This is a genomic window from Streptomyces sp. 8K308 (genome assembly GCF_004348315.1).
GTDB lineage: Bacteria > Actinomycetota > Actinomycetes > Streptomycetales > Streptomycetaceae > Streptomyces.
This window is the reverse complement of sequence record NZ_SMKC01000616.1, coordinates 1-1,511: the sequence shown is the minus strand read 5'-3', so window position 1 is coordinate 1,511 and position 1,511 is coordinate 1. Positions and strand designations below refer to the sequence as shown.

Annotated in this window: 1 protein-coding gene; it reads right to left on the bottom strand. The window is 68.8% G+C overall.

Annotation, left to right across the window (positions count from 1 at the left end; genetic code table 11):
• Positions 1-39: 39 nt before the first annotated feature.
• Positions 40-1,248: an IS110 family transposase gene (locus E1265_RS36170; protein ID WP_132935166.1), complete on the bottom strand. Its 1,209-nt coding sequence runs from the start codon at positions 1,246-1,248 to the stop codon at positions 40-42.
• Positions 1,249-1,511 lie beyond the last annotated feature (263 nt).

Genomic DNA, 1,511 nt, shown 5'->3' with positions numbered 1-1,511 from the left:
GGGGGGGTGCCTCTATGTCCTTCGTCAAGCCCGAGCTGGTCATGCGACGGCTTCTTCGGGGACGCGTGGTTCGTAGAAGGTGCCGTCGCGGAGCATGGCGAACAGGACGCTGATGCGGTGGCGGGCGAGGCGGAGGAGGGCTTGGGTGTGGGTTTTTCCGCGGGCCCGGCATTTGTCGTAGTAGGTGCGGGAGGTGGGGTCGTGCAGGGCCGCGAACGCGGACAGGAACATCGCGCGTTTGAGCTGCCGGTTTCCGCCTCGGGGTGCGTGTTCGCCGTGGATCGAGGTTCCCGAGGTCTTCGTCGTCGGGGCGAGGCCGGCGTAGGAGGCCAGGTGGGCGGCGGTGGGGAAGCTGGTGCCGTCGCCGACGGTGACCAGCACGACTGCGGCGGTCCTGACCGCGACTCCCGGCATCGAGGTCAGGACCTTGGAAAGAGGGTGGGTCTCCAGCAGGGTCTTGATCTGGGTTTCCAGGGCCCGGCGTTGTTCGTGGACGGCGGCCAGAGAGCGGGCCAGGGACGGGATGACGGTGTCGAGGGTGCCGGTCCCGGGGACGACAACGGTCTGTTCGTCCAGGGCGTCGAAGACGTCGTCGATCAGCCGTTGTGCCATGCGTGGTGCCTTGGGGCGAATCGCCTCGACGAGTCTGCGGCGGCCGGCTTTCCGCAGTGCGGCTGGGGAGCCGTAGCGTTCCAGCAGCCAGGTCACCGCTGGATGTTCCAGACGTGGCCCGAGGACGCGTTCCAGCGAGGGGTGGAACTGGGTGAGCAGGCCGCGTATCCGGTTGGAGGTGCGGGTGGCCTCGCCGGCGAGATCTTGGTCGAAGCCGGTCAGGACGGTCAGCTCGGCGGTGATCTCGTCGGTCAGTTCCAGCGAGCGCAGGGTGTGGGGCATGGTGCGGGCGGCGTCCGCGATCACCGCGGCGTCCTTCGCGTCGGTCTTCGCCTCACCCGGATACAGGTCGGCGATCCGGCGCATCGCCAGGCCCGGCAGGTAGGCGACCTCGCAACCAGCGTCCCGGGCCACGGTCAGTGGGAGGGCGCCGATGGAGGCCGGCTGGTCCACGATCACCAGCACGGTCCCGAACTTCGCGGTCAGCTTGTCGAAGACGGCCCGCAGCTTCGGCTCGCTGTTGGGCAGGGGCTTGTCGAAGACCTTCTTCCCGGCCGGGGTGAGGCCGTGGCCGTGATGAGCACTCTTGCCGACGTCCAGGCCGAGGAACACGCCCACGTCTTCGGTGTCGAACATCGCGCCCTTTCAGGGGAGTTGAACCGGCCGGCCTTGGCGGTGGTGTCGTACGCGCGCATCCACGTTATGCAGACCTGCCGCCCGCGAGCTGTCCGGCATTGCGCCAGACCGGGCGGTGGCCGGACCTCTCATCAGCGTCTCCGACGGCACCTGCCGGGCCCGGTGACACCACCCCCCAGGTCATCCTTGCGACAGGGGGACACAGTCATGCCGGGCCCGGAGGCCAGCGGCCCTCTTGCAGGACCACGAAGAACATAACGGGG